Source organism: Klebsiella sp. BIGb0407, from assembly GCF_024807845.1.
Lineage (GTDB): Bacteria > Pseudomonadota > Gammaproteobacteria > Enterobacterales > Enterobacteriaceae > JGM124.
Genome location: NZ_JANUEQ010000007.1, coordinates 12,210 through 25,518, shown reverse-complemented (window position 1 = coordinate 25,518; position 13,309 = coordinate 12,210). Strand labels below are relative to the sequence as shown.

Annotated in this window: 13 protein-coding genes; 9 read left to right on the top strand and 4 right to left on the bottom strand. The window is 48.3% G+C overall.

All coding sequences use genetic code 11. The features are described 5' to 3' along the window. Positions 1–4 precede the first annotated feature (4 nt). The 4 genes from mreD to csrD all read right to left on the bottom strand — a co-directional run bounded on the left by mreD (position 5) and on the right by csrD (position 4,853). Positions 5–493 carry a rod shape-determining protein MreD gene (mreD, locus tag M2387_RS18725; protein ID WP_259051600.1) on the bottom strand — a complete coding sequence of 163 codons (489 nt, stop codon included), beginning with the start codon at positions 491–493 and terminating at the stop codon, positions 5–7. Continuing rightward, positions 493–1,500: a rod shape-determining protein MreC gene (mreC, locus tag M2387_RS18720; RefSeq protein WP_259051598.1), complete on the bottom strand. Its 1,008-nt coding sequence runs from the start codon at positions 1,498–1,500 to the stop codon at positions 493–495. The genes mreD and mreC overlap by 1 nt, the downstream gene beginning before the upstream one ends. Before the next feature lie 64 nt (positions 1,501–1,564). Next, positions 1,565–2,608 (bottom strand): rod shape-determining protein MreB, encoded by a 1,044-nt coding sequence (mreB, locus tag M2387_RS18715; protein WP_259051597.1) that lies wholly within the window; start codon positions 2,606–2,608, stop codon positions 1,565–1,567. Between the two features lie 304 nt (positions 2,609–2,912). Beyond that, positions 2,913–4,853: an RNase E specificity factor CsrD gene (csrD, locus tag M2387_RS18710; RefSeq protein WP_259051596.1), complete on the bottom strand. Its 1,941-nt coding sequence runs from the start codon at positions 4,851–4,853 to the stop codon at positions 2,913–2,915. Between the two features lie 202 nt (positions 4,854–5,055). On the opposite strand from csrD, the gene acuI reads away from it, so the two are divergent. The 9 genes from acuI to prmA all read left to right on the top strand — a co-directional run bounded on the left by acuI (position 5,056) and on the right by prmA (position 12,987). Beyond that, positions 5,056–6,030 carry an acrylyl-CoA reductase (NADPH) gene (gene acuI, locus M2387_RS18705; protein WP_259051595.1) on the top strand — a complete coding sequence of 325 codons (975 nt, stop codon included), beginning with the start codon at positions 5,056–5,058 and terminating at the stop codon, positions 6,028–6,030. A gap of 116 nt (positions 6,031–6,146) precedes the next feature. After that, entirely contained in the window at positions 6,147–7,151 is a 1,005-nt protein-coding gene (msrP, locus tag M2387_RS18700) for a protein-methionine-sulfoxide reductase catalytic subunit MsrP (protein ID WP_259051594.1), read from the top strand. Beyond that, positions 7,152–7,751, top strand: coding sequence for a protein-methionine-sulfoxide reductase heme-binding subunit MsrQ (gene msrQ, locus M2387_RS18695; RefSeq protein ID WP_259051593.1), 600 nt, complete (start codon positions 7,152–7,154; stop codon positions 7,749–7,751). A gap of 232 nt (positions 7,752–7,983) precedes the next feature. After that, on the top strand, positions 7,984–8,436 hold the full coding sequence (aroQ, locus tag M2387_RS18690; RefSeq protein WP_259051592.1) for a type II 3-dehydroquinate dehydratase: 453 nt from the start codon (positions 7,984–7,986) through the stop codon (positions 8,434–8,436). A gap of 21 nt (positions 8,437–8,457) precedes the next feature. Next, on the top strand, positions 8,458–8,931 hold the full coding sequence (gene accB, locus M2387_RS18685) for an acetyl-CoA carboxylase biotin carboxyl carrier protein (RefSeq protein ID WP_259051591.1): 474 nt from the start codon (positions 8,458–8,460) through the stop codon (positions 8,929–8,931). A 10-nt stretch (positions 8,932–8,941) separates the two neighbouring features. Beyond that, positions 8,942–10,288, top strand: a complete 1,347-nt coding sequence (accC, locus tag M2387_RS18680) for an acetyl-CoA carboxylase biotin carboxylase subunit (RefSeq protein WP_259051589.1) — start codon at positions 8,942–8,944, stop codon at positions 10,286–10,288. A 116-nt stretch (positions 10,289–10,404) separates the two neighbouring features. After that, a complete protein-coding gene (locus M2387_RS18675; protein ID WP_259051587.1) occupies positions 10,405–10,647 on the top strand; it encodes a YhdT family protein in 243 nt (80 codons plus the stop codon). Then, the gene (panF, locus tag M2387_RS18670) at positions 10,640–12,094 is read left to right on the top strand and encodes a sodium/pantothenate symporter (protein ID WP_259051583.1); all 1,455 of its coding nucleotides are present in this window, start codon (positions 10,640–10,642) and stop codon (positions 12,092–12,094) included. The genes M2387_RS18675 and panF overlap by 8 nt, the downstream gene beginning before the upstream one ends. Before the next feature lie 11 nt (positions 12,095–12,105). Continuing rightward, a complete protein-coding gene (gene prmA / locus M2387_RS18665) occupies positions 12,106–12,987 on the top strand; it encodes a 50S ribosomal protein L11 methyltransferase (RefSeq protein ID WP_259051580.1) in 882 nt (293 codons plus the stop codon). Positions 12,988–13,309: the final 322 nt, after the last annotated feature.

Below are 13,309 nucleotides of genomic sequence, written 5' to 3'. Positions count from 1 at the left end.
ACCTTTATTGCACAGCGAATTGTTGGCGAACTTTACGCATTAGCAGGAAAATCCACGGCCACAAAATACCGTTAATCGCACTGCTCCAGAAAACAGCGGGCTGGAAGGCGACGTTGGCATTTAAAAAACCTGACCAGAAAACAATCAGATTGGCTACCAGTGATAACAAAACCACCACTAACGCTTGCTGCCATAAGGCAAGATTACGGAATAACTGGTATTTCAGCGTCACCAGGTAGGCCACAATACTGAGTGCTAATGCACGTACTCCCAGAGTGGAACCGCTGATTAAATCCATAATCGCGCCCATCAAAAAACCGGTTCCGACATTAACACGATGCGGTAAAGCCAGGATCCAGTATAGCAGTATCAGCAATACCCAATCCGGCCGGTATAATTTCAAATCATCCGGCCAGGGCATAACTTCCAGCAGCAGGGCAATAAGAAAAGAGATCCAGATGACCCAACGCCCCTGGCTGCGATAACGACCCACTAGCGGCTCCCTGCTGGCACTGAGGTACGAGGTGTATTTCCCCCGTTAGCTGCCGGAGCTGGAGCAGGAGTCGGCGCAGGAGGCCCCATCGCATCAGCAGCGGGTAAGACTTGCGGCATCATTTGCATCAAACGTTCGTTGGCTACACGATGAACTTCATGAGGAGCCATAGGCGTCAGACCCTCTTTGTCAGCGCCCCACAGCAGCAGCAAATAACGCAAGCGCTGCAATCCTGCGGTTGGACGAGCCTGAATAACAGTATAAGCACGCTGCGTATCCAGTTTAACTGAAGACACGACACCCACCGGATAACCTTCCGGAAAACGTCCTCCCAGCCCTGAGGTCACCAGTACATCTCCCACACGAATATCTGTATTGGCAGGTAAATGTTCAAGTTGTAAATCATCCGTACAGCCCGTCCCTGAAGCCAGTACCCGAATATCATTACGCAATACTTGAATCGGCAGTGAATGCGTGGCATCGCAAATCAACAGTACCCGGCTGGTGAACTGTGCCACCGCTATAACTTGACCGACTACGCCTTTATCACTGATAACCGGCTGGCCTTCATAGACACCATTCGCACTGCCTTTATCAATAACCACCTGATCGCTATAGGGATCGCTCACCGTAGAGATGACCTGGGTGACCATTTTTTGCTCGTCCTGACGTAAAGGCGAACCGAGCAGTTCGCGCAGACGAGTATTTTCCTGCCGATACTGGCCGAGCATCAGCAGTTCACTGTTCTTCAGGATCAGTTCCTGGCGTAAAACACGGTTTTCACGTTCCAGCTGACTACGTGAAGTTAATGTCTGAGACACATTGTCGAGTAATTCACGAGGGCCGTTAGAAACAAAATAGAAAGGACTGACAGCAGTATCAAGATATGTTCGAATTTGGCTGAACACCCCTAAGCGACTGTCGGCAATAATGACCCCGAGCGCGACCAAAACCGCCAGAATAAGGCGAATTTGTAGCGACGGGCCACGGCTAAAAATGGGCTTCATAGGCTATGCGTATTCCCGAACCAACAAGCAAGGGAAGCCGTCAGGCTCCCTTGTACCGAGGCTGTTACTCTTCGCTAAACAAGTCGCCACCGTGCATGTCGATCATTTCCAGAGCCTTACCGCCACCACGGGCAACACAGGTCAATGGATCTTCTGCAACTACTACCGGGATCCCCGTTTCTTCCATTAACAAACGATCGAGGTTACGCAGTAACGCTCCACCGCCAGTTAACACCATACCGCGTTCAGAAATATCAGACGCCAGTTCTGGAGGACATTGTTCCAGCGCAACCATCACCGCACTGACAATACCGGTCAGCGGTTCTTGCAATGCTTCGAGAATTTCATTCGAGTTCAGAGTGAAGCCACGCGGTACACCTTCAGCCAGGTTACGGCCACGCACTTCGATTTCAAGGACTTCATCACCAGGATAAGCGGAACCGATACCATGCTTGATACGTTCTGCAGTCGCTTCACCAATCAAAGAACCGTAGTTACGACGTACATAATTGATAATCGCCTCATCAAAGCGGTCACCACCAATACGTACTGAAGAAGAGTACACCACGCCATTCAGGGATATAACGGCAACTTCAGTGGTTCCCCCACCAATATCGACAACCATTGAACCCGTGGCTTCAGAAACCGGCAGTCCGGCACCAATAGCCGCAGCCATAGGCTCTTCAATTAAGAAGACTTCGCGAGCACCAGCACCTTGAGCTGACTCACGAATCGCACGGCGTTCAACCTGAGTTGCACCAACAGGCACACAAACCAGGACGCGCGGGCTAGGGCGCATGAAGCTGTTGCTATGAACTTGTTTAATAAAATGCTGAAGCATTTTTTCGGTCACGAAGAAGTCAGCGATAACACCATCTTTCATCGGGCGAATCGCCGCGATATTACCTGGTGTACGGCCTAACATCTGTTTGGCTTCATGACCCACAGCTGCAACGCTTTTTGGTGAACCGCTCCGGTCCTGGCGAATTGCCACGACGGATGGTTCATTCAATACAATGCCCTGTCCTTTAACGTAAATCAGGGTATTCGCAGTACCCAGGTCAATGGACAAGTCATTAGAAAACATGCCACGAAATTTTTTCAACATACTAAGGGATAATCCTGAAAGCTGGGGCAGATAAAAATCCGCTTACTTTAGCAACCACTCGTTGTAGCGACAAGGCGGAAAAATGTTCTACAACGGTGAAAAATAGTACAGTTTGCTACAGTTATTACATTTCTGAAACATTCAGTCAAAACGCGCGCAAAAATTCAGCAAACATGATGAAATAAACGTTTCGCTCACAGTAACAAACCGATTTAAAACGGCTGCGATAATCTTAAGGCAGGCATGCGTGTCCCCTTAAGATGCAGTGGGCGTTATTCTACGTGAAATAATGTCAAACGGCAGGTTAAACCGAGTATCTTTGAGAATATTTTTTCACGTCATTGTCGAGTAACTGTGCAGCAGCAATAAAATCGCCTTGTGCGCCTGCCACACCATTATCCATAAGGGTCTGCCATTCACTCAGCGTCCTTACACCTGAGGCATACACATGAGCACGCGTCCCAAGACATGCTTCAACTAAACTCTGCAAAAACAGCTGATTCTCTGTCTGTTTCCCAATATTTCTCACAACAGCAGGATGCAGTTTAATCAACTCGATATCCAGAACCTTAATATAAGAGGTGCTGGCCACCGTTAATCCCGCGTGAATAACCGCTATCTGCCCACCTAATGCTGTGATGAGTTTTATTATCGGACGTAACAGACTGATGTGTTGACATACATCTTCCTCTGCAAGTTCAAAAATAATCCGCGAACGCAGTGATTTTTCACATTGCATCAACGAATTTCGTATCCAGTCCTGAAAAGAGGGACGGATTATTGACTCAATAGAGACCTGAATCGCCAGGGTTTCTTCCGGCCAGAACCGCAGCAATGGCAGCAGGCGTGAGATAATCAGCTGGCCATATTGCTCAGATAAACCAAACTGTTCAACCATTGACATGTATTCATCAGACAGTATCTCCTGCTTACCATCAAAAATACGGCACTGGATATCGCGATGAACCACAATCCCCTGACGATTAACAACCGGGGTTTGATAAAATCGCGGCCCCCCTTGTTTTAACGTTTGCTCCAGCAGAGTACGCCATTTCACGCTCCCTCGTCCGGTATCAGGCAAACTCTCATCATAGACACACCAGTTATTTGCGCCCTGTAACACCGCGTTCCGGGCAGCAATCTCGGCCTGCTCCATAACCTGTTCTTTGGTTTGCCCGTTGCGCCAGGCACAGATGCCGATATGCAATACATTATCTTTATCGACAATGCGGGTAGAGGGTAGAGCATCAACCTGATGGAGTAACTGACTGGCAAAGCCGTTGGCTTCTTTCAAGCTACGATGCGGGAGTAGTACTGCAAAATCATTACGAAAATAACGCGCCAGAATCGCACCAGGATAGCGCATCATAAATGTCGATAGCAGATTAATCAGAGCGAACTGATAGTCCTCAACAACCTCACCTCCCCAAAGCTCTCGCAGGTGCTCAAAATCGGGCAGGCGCAGGATCATGGCCATACCATGAACGTCAGCTTGAGCATGCTCTTCTAATAATATAGAGAGTTGGTTATCAAAAAATTGTCGATTACGGAGGCCTGTTTTAGCATCCTGAGCCGCAAAAGCACGAATTAACGCATCCAGACGGGTACGTTGTTCATTCGCTACCTGTAAGTCAGACAGAAGCACATCTAATGCCTTGCTCACTGAATGTGGATATTCCGTAAACATCCCCTTTACTTCGGCACCCCGCTCACCTTCCAGAATTTTACTCGCCCGCTCTTCCAGTCGCTCCTGCCCCACTAGCGCACCCCTTAACCAATACAGGAACCACAGTAAGATAAAAATGGTAATGACTATCGCAGCAACAAAAGGGGTAACTGGCAACAGCGAGTGAAAATAGCTCGCAATCACATCATGATAAGTCAGGCTAATACTCATTCCGGGATGATGAATTAAATGAATAGTAATATTACGCAGGTCACTATCAGGTACGTCAGATAAAAGATTAGCGGGGATCCGATATCTGAATAACTCACCGTTTTCATTATTCAGGCGAATTTCAGTGATATCAGACTGCATCATCTCTTCATTAAGCCAGGACTCAAGTGTTTCGGGAGAGGCTGAAACTAAATGAATGTCAATCATTGATGCCACAGCGGTCACACGCTGCTCTGTTTTCTCCTGGATCAGATATAAAAAGCTCAATGAACTGCCCGCCAGGATAACAATTACTGTTAACCCGGTTAGCAATATCATGAAAAATGAGAGCTTTGTTGTTAATTTCATCCTGATACTAACCCTGATAAGTAAATACAAAACGTACTATCATCGACCCTAACCACAGATTAATTACGGTAGATAAATCTAAAAGCAGTCAAATATAGCGAGAATAATCGGCACTTTCATTGAGATGAGTCTTCATTGCATCCCAGTATTCAGTATAGATTGCTAAGTCTGTTTACAATGTAAAACCCCTCAGGAGTCAACCATGCAGGCATTAATACTGGAACAGAATGAAGGTCAGACCCATGCCGAGGTAAAAACGATTGCGACCTCGGCACTCCCCGAAGGCAATGTCATCGTTGATATTGATTACTCCGGTTTGAACTATAAAGATGCGCTGGCCATCACCGGTAAAGGAAAAATCATCCGTCAATTCCCAATGGTTCCGGGAATTGATTTCGCAGGCTCAGTTCACAGTAGCGAAGATAGCCGCTTTCAGGTCGGGGATCCTGTCTTACTGACCGGGTGGGGCGTCGGGGAAAATCATTGGGGTGGTCTGGCAAAACAGGCCCGCGTCAACGCCGACTGGTTAGTCCCTATGCCGGAGGGACTGGATGCACGGAAAGCGATGATAATCGGTACCGCTGGCTTTACTGCGATGCTCTGTGTCATGGCGCTGGAAGAAGCAGGCGTTAGTCCGCAAAGTGGTGAAGTTATCGTGACCGGTGCCAGCGGCGGTGTAGGCAGTACCGCGGTGGCGTTATTGCACCATCTGGGATATCAGGTGGCTGCGGTATCAGGCAGAACCAGTACTCATTCATATTTGCAGCAACTGGGTGCCGGTCGTATCCTCGAGCGTGACGCATTCTCCGACTCCCGTCCGCTGGAGAAACAGACTTGGGCTGGCGCTATTGACACGGTCGGCGGCAAAGTATTAGCCACCTTACTGGCACAGATGAATTACGGCGGCTGTGTTGCGGCTTGTGGTCTGGCTGGTGGAACGTCATTACCAACGACTGTAATGCCGTTTATTCTGCGTAACGTGCGCCTGCAAGGCGTCGACTCAGTGATGGCACCTGCCCCACTCCGCCAGGCTGCCTGGGAACGTCTTGCCAGGGAATTACCAGAAAGCTTCTATCAGCAAGCAGCGACTGAGATTACACTCGACCAGGCACCTGAGTATGCTGATGCAATCATAAATAATGAAATTCGTGGGCGTACGGTAGTAAGAATCGACTAATCGATAACCCAGATCCGGACTGATTCAGTTCGGATCTAAATTTCAATTTTTCGTGACATATTCGCCAACACGCCTCATCTCCCCCATGCTAGGGTTCTTGTATTGAGGAGAGCATCATGAAAAAAGTCACCCATCTTAACGAAGCTGACGTTACCTCCGAGTCTGTCTTTATGATGAAGCGCCGCCAGGTGCTGAAAGCATTAGGGCTGAGTGCCGCTGCTCTAAGTTTGCCACAGCCTGCTCAGGCTAATCTCTTATCCTGGTTTCAAGGTAATGACCGTCCTCCTGCTCCAGCTGGAAAGCCGCTGACCTTCAACCAGCCAGAACAATGGCAGTCAACGCTTGCCCTGACCCCGGAAGATAAGGTGATGGGATACAACAATTTTTATGAGTTCGGGCTGGATAAAGCCGACCCTGCAGCCAATGCTGGATCACTTAAAACCGATCCCTGGAAGCTCACCATCAGTGGCGAAGTGGCTAAACCCGTGACGCTGGATTTCGATGACCTCCACCAGCGCTTTCCGCTGGAAGAAAGAATTTATCGCATGCGCTGCGTCGAAGCCTGGTCGATGGTGGTCCCGTGGATAGGCTTTCCACTCAGTAAGCTATTAGCGCTGGTCGAACCGACCAGCGATGCCCGATATGTCGCTTTTGAAACGCTGTATGACCCAGAGCAAATGCCAGGGCAGAAAGATCGCTTTATCGGCGGGGGTCTGAAGTATCCTTATGTAGAAGGATTGCGGCTGGATGAGGCAATGCATCCTCTGACACTCCTGACCGTTGGCGTCTATGGTAAAGCCCTGCCACCGCAGAATGGTGCACCGGTACGTTTAATTGTTCCCTGGAAATATGGTTTTAAAGGGATTAAATCGATTGTCAGCATCAAGCTAGTACGTGATATTCCCCCTACGACCTGGAATATGGGCGCACCGAATGAATATGGTTTTTACGCCAATGTGAACCCTCATGTGGATCATCCGCGCTGGTCTCAGGCTTCAGAAAGATTCATTGGCTCCGGTGGCATATTGGATGTAAAACGCCAGCCAACACAGCTGTTTAATGGCTATGCAGATCAGGTCGCATCTTTGTATCGGGGCCTTAATCTGAAGGAGAATTTCTGAATGCGTCTGACCGCCAAACAGATATTCTGGCTTAAAATCCTGTTGCATCTGGCGGCATTCTTGCCGCTAGTATGGTTAATCTATGCCACTAATCAGGGAGCACTGAGTGCCGACCCGGCCAAGGATATTCAGCATTTTACCGGCCTGATGGCGCTGAAATTACTGCTGGCAACGCTTGCGGTCACGCCGCTGGCGCGTTATGGCAAGCAACCGCTACTGATACGTACTCGTAGATTACTGGGAGTATGGTGTTTTGTCTGGGCTACGCTACACTTGGTTAGCTATTCAGTGCTGGAATTAGGCATAAGTAATCTTAATTTGCTTGGAAGCGAATTGGTGACGCGTCCCTACCTGACCATCGGGATTATTTGCTGGCTGATTTTATTAGCACTGACCCTGACATCCACACAGGCGGCAATGAAACGTCTGGGTGCTCGCTGGCAAAAATTGCATAACTGCGTCTATCTGGTATTAATCCTGGTACCTGTGCATTTTATCTGGTCAGTGAAGGTATTATCTCCGCAGCCTCTGCTTTATGCTCTGGTTGCACTGGCGTTACTTGCCTTACGTTACAAGAAATTCCGCTCCTGGAAACGCTAGCAACATCCCCCGCTATACTGGACTCATCACGAGAGCCCCGTATACTGTTTTAGGGTGGCTATAGATAATCTTCCCTGATAAGACCAGTATTTAGCTGCCAAAAGCTACGAAATAGATATAATATGCGACTTCTGTTTTTCCCGGGTCTCATTTTTTGACTCTGGAGATGACAATCAGACAAGTTCAGTATATTTTGTCTGTTACTGGCTAAATTGCAGGAGATGGCGACACGATGTCGTGTAAATTTAACATTTTACTTTTGAATGGCCCTAACCTGAATATGTTAGGAACTCGGGAGCCAGATAAGTATGGCAGCCTGACATTATCAGAAATTGTTAATACACTTGAGACAGAGGCCAGGGCCTTAGACGTTGCCTTTGACCACCTGCAGTCAAACGCTGAACATGTGTTGATTGACCGAATTCATCAGGCTAAAGGCTCCATAGATTTTATTCTGATTAATCCGGCCGCATTCACGCATACCAGCGTCGCGCTGCGTGATGCCTTGCTGGCGGTGGATATTCCGTTTATCGAAATTCACCTCAGCAATGTGCATGCTCGTGAACCGTTTCGCCATCATTCGTATTTATCAGATAAAGCCGTTGGGGTAATCTGCGGATTAGGCGCCGATGGCTATTCATATGCACTTCAGACAGCGGTAAAACGCTTGTCAAAATCCATCTAAACAAGAGTACGGAACTGACTCATGGATATTCGTAAGATTAAAAAACTGATTGAACTGGTTGAAGAATCTGGCATTTCTGAACTGGAAATCTCTGAAGGTGAAGAGTCTGTTCGCATCAGTCGTGCGCCGGTTAACACTGGCTTCCCAGTGATGCAACAGGCTTATGCTGCACCTATGTATGCGCCACAACCAGGTCTTTCTCAGGCTATCGCACCTGCTGCGGCTCCAGTTATGGAAGCGCCAGCTGCTGCAGAACTGAGTGGCCATATCGTACGTTCTCCGATGGTCGGTACTTTCTATCGTACCCCAACTCCAGACGCGAAAGCGTTCGTTGAAGTTGGTCAGAAAGTCAATGCTGGCGATACCCTGTGTATCGTTGAAGCAATGAAAATGATGAACCAGATTGAAGCGGATAAGACTGGTGTGGTGAAAGCCATTCTGGTTGAAAATGGTCAGCCGGTAGAGTTTGACGAGCCGCTAGTTGTCATCGAATAACGAGGCGAACATGCTGGAAAAAATTGTCATCGCCAACCGTGGTGAGATTGCATTGCGTATTCTGCGTGCCTGTAAAGAGCTGGGCATCAAAACTGTTGCAGTGCACTCAACCGCAGATCGCGATTTGAAACACGTATTACTGGCAGATGAGACGGTCTGTATTGGTCCGGCTCCTTCGGTAAAAAGCTATCTGAATATCCCGGCAATTATCTCTGCGGCAGAAATTACTGGCGCAGCGGCAATTCACCCGGGCTATGGTTTCTTATCTGAAAATGCCAACTTTGCAGAGCAAGTTGAACAATCTGGCTTTATTTTCATTGGCCCTCGCGCCGAAACTATCCGCCTGATGGGCGACAAAGTTTCTGCTATCGACGCCATGAAAAAAGCGGGTGTTCCTTGTGTACCGGGTTCTGATGGCCCGTTAGACGACGATACAGATAAAAACCGTGCCCATGCCAAACGTATTGGCTATCCGGTCATTATTAAAGCGTCTGGTGGTGGCGGTGGTCGCGGAATGCGTGTCGTACGCAGCGATGCTGAACTGGAACAATCCATTACGATGACCCGTGCGGAAGCAAAAGCTGCTTTCAACAACGATATGGTCTATATGGAGAAGTACCTCGAAAACCCACGTCATATCGAAATTCAGGTACTGGCCGATGGTCAGGGTACGGCTATTTATCTGGCAGAGCGTGACTGTTCTATGCAACGTCGCCACCAGAAAGTGGTTGAAGAAGCACCAGCACCAGGAATTACTCCTGAGCTACGTCGCGCGATCGGCGAGCGCTGTGCTAAAGCTTGCGTGGATATTAACTATCGTGGTGCGGGAACTTTCGAGTTTCTGTTTGAAAACGGCGAGTTCTATTTCATCGAAATGAACACCCGTATTCAGGTTGAGCATCCCGTGACAGAAATGATCACCGGCGTAGACTTAATTAAGCAGCAACTGCTGATTGCTTCTGGTAAAAAACTGACCATTAAGCAAAAAGACGTGCATGTTAAAGGTCACGCTGTGGAATGCCGTATCAACGCAGAAGATCCTAATACCTTCCTGCCAAGTCCGGGAAAAATTACCCGTTTCCATTCACCGGGTGGTTTTGGTGTTCGTTGGGAGTCACATATTTATGCGGGCTACAGCGTTCCACCGTATTACGATTCAATGATTGGTAAACTGATTTGCTATGGCGAAACACGTGAAATTGCAATTTCTCGTATGAAAAATGCCCTGGCAGAACTGATCATCGACGGTATCAAAACCAACGTTGAATTACAGATGAAGATCATGAACGATGAAAACTTCCAGAAAGGTGGAACAAATATCCACTATCTGGAAAAGAAACTGGGTCTCCAGGACTAAGTTTTCATTCGATATGAATAATGTCAAAAAGGGCCGGATGCTTCCGGCCCTTTCCTTTCTGAACTCCCATCTGCAGCGATAAGTACTGTCGTCTGCTACCAATGCACGAGACTATCATGGATAAGCGCTTTGTTCAGGCCAACAAAGAAGCGCGCTGGGCGCTCTGGCTAACGTTGCTATATCTTATGGCATGGCTGCTGGCCGCCTATTTACCCGATAATACCCAAGGTATAACCGGCTTACCGCACTGGTTTGAAATGTCCTGTTTACTGATCCCACTGGTATTTATTTTACTGTGCTGGTTAATGGTCAGAGTATTTTTCCGCGATATGCCGCTGGAGGATGATCATCATGCATAACGAAGTGATTCTGCCTCTGATAGCTTATCTGTTAGTCGTATTTGGGCTTTCAGTTTATGCCATGCGCAGACGTCGTACCGGCACCTTCCTGAACGAGTATTTCCTCGGCAACCGCTCAATGGGCGGGTTCGTACTCGCAATGACACTGACCGCGACCTATATCAGTGCCAGTTCATTTATCGGCGGACCGGGCGCTGCGTATAAATACGGGCTCGGCTGGGTGCTGCTGGCGATGATTCAGTTACCTGCTGTCTGGTTATCACTAGGAATATTGGGTAAGAAATTTGCCATTCTTGCCCGTCGTTATAATGCCGTTACGCTTAATGACATGCTCTATGCGCGTTACCGCAGCCGGCTACTGGTCTGGCTGGCAAGTTTCAGCTTACTGGTTGCCTTTATTGGCGCTATGACCGTCCAGTTCATCGGTGGGGCGCGGTTACTGGAAACGGCTGCGGGTATTCCCTACGAAACGGGATTATTGATTTTTGGTGTCACTATCGCACTCTATACTGCCTTTGGTGGTTTTCGTGCCAGCGTACTCAATGACACCATGCAAGGCATTGTCATGCTAATTGGCACCATTTTATTGTTAATCGCTATTATCTATGCTGCTGGCGGTCTGCATAACGCGGTCGAGACGCTCGAGCGTATTGATCCGAAACTGGTTTCCCCTCAGGGAGCGGATGATATTTTATCTCCGGCATTTATGACCTCTTTTTGGGTTCTGGTGTGCTTTGGTGTCATTGGTTTACCCCATACAGCGGTACGTTGTATCTCTTATAAAGACAGTAAAGCGGTTCATCGGGGCATCATTCTCGGCACTATCGTGGTGGCTATTCTTATGTTCGGGATGCACCTTGCTGGCGCTTTAGGCCGTGCGATCATTCCCGATCTCACCGTACCGGATCAGGTGATCCCAACCCTTATGATGACGGTGCTACCGCCGGTCGCTGCCGGGATCTTTCTGGCAGCCCCCATGGCCGCTATCATGTCGACGATCAATGCCCAGTTGCTGCAATCATCTGCCACTATCGTGAAAGATCTTTATCTGAATATTTGTCCGGATCAGGTCAATAATGAAACACGATTAAAGCTTCTTTCTTCTGCCAGTACCTTGATCCTCGGTGCATTGCTGCTCCTGGCTGCATGGCGACCACCAGAGATGATAATCTGGCTTAATCTGCTAGCCTTTGGTGGGCTGGAAGCGGTATTCCTGTGGCCACTGGTGCTTGGCCTCTACTGGGAGAAAGCCAACGCAGCAGGTGCCCTAAGTGGCATGATAGTCGGTGCAGTGCTGTATGCCGTACTGGCCAGTTTTGATATTCACTTTTACGGTTTCCACCCGATCGTTCCTTCACTGTTACTCAGCTTGCTGGCATTCGTGGCAGGTAATCGTTTTGGGCAGGACGTTCCTGAATATCCCATTGTTTCAACTACTGATAAATAAAGAGTTTCGCTATGCCATGGATCCAACTGAAAATAAATACCACCGGTGGACATGCCGAAGATCTCGGTGATGCGCTAATTGAAAGCGGGGCTGTTTCGGTCACCTTCCAGGACACCCATGACACGCCCGTATTTGAGCCTCTGCCTGGAGAGACGCGTTTATGGGGTGATACCGATGTTATTGGTCTCTATGATGCTGAAACCGACATGAAGGAAGTGGTGGCTATTCTTGAGCACTGTCCACTGTTAAGTCCGGATTTCGCCCATAAAATAGAGCAACTGGAAGATAAAGACTGGGAACGTGAGTGGATGGATAATTTCCACCCAATGCGTTTCGGCCAGCGTCTGTGGATTTGCCCAAGCTGGCGTGATGTTCCTGATAAAAATGCGGTTAACGTCATGCTTGATCCGGGACTAGCATTTGGTACCGGGACTCATCCAACGACCTCGCTCTGTCTGGAGTGGCTTGACGGTATCGATTTAACCGGAAAAACGATTATCGATTTTGGCTGCGGCTCAGGCATCCTGGCGATTGCCGCTCTGAAACTGGGCGCCACTAAAGCCATTGGCATAGATATCGACCCACAGGCGATTCAGGCGAGTCGTGATAACGCTGAGCGTAATGGTGTATCCGACAGACTTGAACTCTATTTACCTCAGAACCAACCGGCAGAGATGCGTGCTGATGTCGTGGTCGCAAACATCCTGGCAGGCCCTCTGCGCGAGTTAGCGCCCTTAATCAGTATATTACCTGTCCAGGGTGGCTTACTGGGCTTATCCGGCGTGCTGGCAACCCAGGCAGCAGGTGTATGCGAAGCCTATGAAGGTCTGTTTACGCTTGACCCGGTAGTGGAAAAAGATGAGTGGTGTCGTATCACTGGTCGTAAAGTTTAAGCCTAAAAAACCTGACCTTGTTGCGAACGAGTTTAGTAAAAATGAGAGCTCGTTCGCATAAAATAGCAAAAACTGTTCATTATTACAGCAAGTTATCTGCTATTGTTCTGCTGCTAAAATGCTTAATTACATGAATTTCCATGAAGATTTAGTTGATTGCAAATCAACCAATTTAACTCAACCAATTGATTTACATGGTGAATTTTAATTAATTTTCATGAGTCTGTGATGTCATTCGGGTGTTTTAAGCACATTGTTCAAAGTTTGGCCTTTCATCTCAGGCCAAAAATGCGTAATATACGCCGCCTTGCAGGCACAGTAT

Bases quoted from the DNA above. Each gene is read 5' to 3' on its own strand.
- prmA (WP_259051580.1), top strand. From the start codon at position 12,106: ATGCCATGGATCCAACTGAAAATAAATACCACCGGTGGACATGCCGAA.
- csrD (WP_259051596.1), bottom strand. From the start codon at position 4,853: ATGAAATTAACAACAAAGCTCTCATTTTTCATGATATTGCTAACCGGG.
- mreB (WP_259051597.1), bottom strand. From the start codon at position 2,608: ATGTTGAAAAAATTTCGTGGCATGTTTTCTAATGACTTGTCCATTGAC.
- panF (WP_259051583.1), top strand. From the start codon at position 10,640: ATGCATAACGAAGTGATTCTGCCTCTGATAGCTTATCTGTTAGTCGTA.
- msrQ (WP_259051593.1), top strand. From the start codon at position 7,152: ATGCGTCTGACCGCCAAACAGATATTCTGGCTTAAAATCCTGTTGCAT.
- M2387_RS18675 (WP_259051587.1), top strand. From the start codon at position 10,405: ATGGATAAGCGCTTTGTTCAGGCCAACAAAGAAGCGCGCTGGGCGCTC.
- aroQ (WP_259051592.1), top strand. From the start codon at position 7,984: ATGTCGTGTAAATTTAACATTTTACTTTTGAATGGCCCTAACCTGAAT.
- accC (WP_259051589.1), top strand. From the start codon at position 8,942: ATGCTGGAAAAAATTGTCATCGCCAACCGTGGTGAGATTGCATTGCGT.
- acuI (WP_259051595.1), top strand. From the start codon at position 5,056: ATGCAGGCATTAATACTGGAACAGAATGAAGGTCAGACCCATGCCGAG.
- msrP (WP_259051594.1), top strand. From the start codon at position 6,147: ATGAAAAAAGTCACCCATCTTAACGAAGCTGACGTTACCTCCGAGTCT.
- mreC (WP_259051598.1), bottom strand. From the start codon at position 1,500: ATGAAGCCCATTTTTAGCCGTGGCCCGTCGCTACAAATTCGCCTTATT.
- accB (WP_259051591.1), top strand. From the start codon at position 8,458: ATGGATATTCGTAAGATTAAAAAACTGATTGAACTGGTTGAAGAATCT.